Below are 3,242 nucleotides of genomic sequence, written 5' to 3'. Positions count from 1 at the left end.
TTTCGCCGCCAATTGCATTGGATGCGAACTCGCGACAGTGTGCACATCGACCGGTTCGAGGGTGGCGGATCCAGCCTCTGCCAGAGGGATTCGGCTGTGTCGGCACCGATGAGGATAGACGGCTGAAGGCCCCGAAACGGCCTGTCTGACGCAACTGCCTGCGGCTTCCATCACGGGTCGCATACGATGCGACTTTCTCGCATCTGATGCGACCGATGGAGGTGGGCCGGTTTGGCGGGTTTCGGCGGTTCGGTGCCAGGTGCGGCGCGGCTGCACCTCGTCGACGGGGTGTCGCTGCTCCGGCCGGAGGAGCAGGTGTTCACCGCGATGCTGGCTGGATTCGCGAATCAGCAGCTGGCGCGGAATCTGGCCCGCACCACGGTGGAAAGCCGGGAGCGCACGGTCAAGGCGTTCACCGCCTACGTGAATGCCTTTCCGTGGCAATGGAGTCCGGCGATGATCGATGAATGGCTCGGTGACCTGCGGTCGCTGCGAGATCTGAAGCGCACGACGATCCGCTCCTACTCCGAGGCGATCCGGGCGTTCTGCGGCTTCGTCACTGACCCGCTCTACCAGTGGCCGACCACCTGCGAGGACCGGTTCGGCACGCACCCGGTCCAGGTGGTGCACGAGTGGAACACCGCCGCGCACGTCCAGGACAACGAATCCGATCCGAAGAAGCGAGCGTTCACCAAGGCGGAGCTGCACGCGTTCTTCGCCCACTGCGACGACGAAGTGGCCCGGATCCGGGCCTTCGGCCGCAAGGGCTGGCTACCCGCCTTCCGGGATGCCACTCTGTTCAAGACTGCTTACGCATTCGGGTTGCGGCGCAACGAAACTCGGATGTTGGATGCGGCTGACTTCGGCGCCAATCCGCACGCGCCGGAGTTCGGGCAGTTCGGCCGCTGCCAGGTTCGATTCGGCAAGGCCAAGAAGGGGTCGCCGCCGAAACGGCGCGGAGTGCTGACCGTGTGGGACTGGACCGTCGATGTCCTCGATGAATGGTTCACCGAGGTCCGGCCGCTGCTCGGTGCCGACGGCAACCCGGCGGCCTGGCCGTCCGAACGCGGGCCGCGGATCGGCTGCCAGCGTCTCAATTCCCGGTTCGTCGCCTACCGCCACGCCCTCGGCCTGGACGACGGGCTCGACTTCCATTCGCTACGCCGCTCCTACGTCACGCATTTGATCGAGGACGGCTGGGATCCTCGGTTCGTGCAGGAACAGGTCGGCCACGAGCACGCGAGCACGACGTCGATCTACACCTGCGTGTCCTCGGACTTCCGCACCCGCACCCTGCGGCGGCGAATGGATGCGACCGTCGCTGCGGCCCTCGAGTCCCAGAAAGGCAAGCACGCATGAAACGTTCCATCGGCTACACCTGGCGATTGCGCGAAATCATGGCCGGCCAAGGCGTTTTCACCGCCACCGAACTGGTTCCGCTGCTACGCGAGCGCGGCATCGACCTGTCCGCTTCCCAGGTTCATCGACTCGTGTCCGGCACCCCAGAACGACTGTCGCTGCAAGTCCTCTCGGCGCTCTGCGACATCCTGGCCTGCACCCCGGCGGATCTGGTGATCACCACCGCCGAGAACGCCGGAGTCCGCAAGACCGGCACCGCGGACGCGACCGATCGGCCGCCGGTCGTCGCGAAGTTGCGGCCCCGGCCGGCGCGCATCTTGCCCGAAGGATGAGCACTCGGCCGACCCGGGAACAGCTCGCCCGCTGGCAAAGTCGCGAGTGCGCCCGCTGCGGCCGATACGCCCACGTCACCGCATGGTGGCCCGACGGCACGCTCTGCCGGACCTGCTGCGATCGCGCCCTTCGCCTCCGAGGCCGTTGTCCCGGCTGCGGCGAGGACCGGGCGCTGCCCGGGCTGGCGCCGGACTCTCATGATCCGATCTGCACCGACTGCGCTGGATTCACCGCGAACTATCGGTGCTCGCGCTGCGGCGACGAAGGCAAACTCCACGCTCAACGCCTTTGCACCCGTTGCACATTCACCGACAAGCTCACCGGACTGCTCGACGACGGCACCGGCCGGATCAGGCCCGAGCTTGTTCCCCTGGCCGATCGGTTGCTCGCGATGAACAACCCGTTATCAGGCCTGACCTGGCTTTACCCCCGAAAGGGGAAGAATCGAACCCCAGCGGACCTGCTGCGCGAACTCGGACGCGGACAGATCGAGCTGACCCACGAGGCGTTCCATACTCTCGAACCTTGGCGGGCCGCGGCGCATCTGCGGGAACTGCTCATGGCCTGCGGTGTTCTGCCCGTCATCGACAAACAGATCTGCGGGTTCGAACGCTGGCTGCCCGGCCACCTCGCCACCATCACCGATCCGGACCACACCCAGATCATCCGTCGCTATGCCACCTGGCACTTGCTGCCCCAGCTGCGCGCCAAAGCGGAACGGAAACCTCTCACCGCACCGGCTCGACGCCACGCCCACGACCAGGTCAAACAAGCCACACTGTTCCTGGAATGGCTTGCAGGACAAGGGGTCACGCTCGCTGCCAGCAGCCAATCCAACATCGACGCATGGCACGCCCAGAACGGCCCCCACCGCCGACGCTGCCTGCGAACCTTTCTGTTGTGGTGCATGAACAGCCAGCTCACGCGGCAATTCCGTCTATCCGCACCGGCGGTGAAGCGAAGACCACCCATGCCCCCGGAAGAGCGAATCGAACTGCTCGGACACATTCTGACAGCCTCCGACCAGCCATTACGCTCACGCGCGGCGGCCGCGATCGTGCTGCTCTACGCCCAACCGCTCACCCGCGTCGTCCGGCTCACCATCGACGATGTCATCCACGACGGCGATCTCGTGCTCCTGCGCCTCGGCGAACCCGCGGCGCCGGTCCCGGAACCGGTTGCCGAAATCCTGCTGGCCTGGATCGACAGCCGCACCAACATGAACACCGCCACCAACCGCGATTCGCGCTGGCTGTTCCCCGGACGGCGGGCCGGGCAACCGATGCACCCCGAAACCCTTGGCGGACTGCTGAAAGCGCTTGGCGTCCTCAACGTTCCAGGCCGGACATCGGCCATGCGACAGCACGTCCAGCAGATGCCCGCCCCCGTCGTCGCCGACGCGCTCGGCTATCACCACGTCACCACGACGAAACTCGCCGCCGAGGCAGCGGTGGTCTGGAGCCGCTACGTCACCACCCCTCGCTACCGGTCACCCACCGGATGGACTCCTCCGACAACACGCGACAGTTGAATACGCGCTCTCACCAGTC

At 66.2% G+C, this 3,242-nt stretch carries 3 protein-coding genes; all 3 read left to right on the top strand.

What is annotated here, in order from left to right; all coding sequences use genetic code 11:
- Positions 1-231 precede the first annotated feature (231 nt).
- From ACT86A_RS27350 to ACT86A_RS27340, 3 genes are read left to right on the top strand one after another with little or no spacing between them, the layout of a single operon-like run.
- On the top strand, positions 232-1,359 hold the full coding sequence (locus tag ACT86A_RS27350; RefSeq protein ID WP_445095105.1) for a tyrosine-type recombinase/integrase: 1,128 nt from the start codon (positions 232-234) through the stop codon (positions 1,357-1,359).
- Entirely contained in the window at positions 1,356-1,691 is a 336-nt protein-coding gene (locus ACT86A_RS27345; RefSeq protein WP_445095104.1) for a helix-turn-helix domain-containing protein, read from the top strand. The genes ACT86A_RS27350 and ACT86A_RS27345 overlap by 4 nt, the downstream gene beginning before the upstream one ends.
- On the top strand, positions 1,688-3,223 hold the full coding sequence (locus ACT86A_RS27340) for a site-specific integrase (protein ID WP_445095103.1): 1,536 nt from the start codon (positions 1,688-1,690) through the stop codon (positions 3,221-3,223). The genes ACT86A_RS27345 and ACT86A_RS27340 overlap by 4 nt, the downstream gene beginning before the upstream one ends.
- Positions 3,224-3,242 lie beyond the last annotated feature (19 nt).

It is taken from the genome of Nocardia glycosmidis, assembly GCF_052545115.1.
This window is presented reverse-complemented; position numbering and strand designations above follow the sequence as displayed.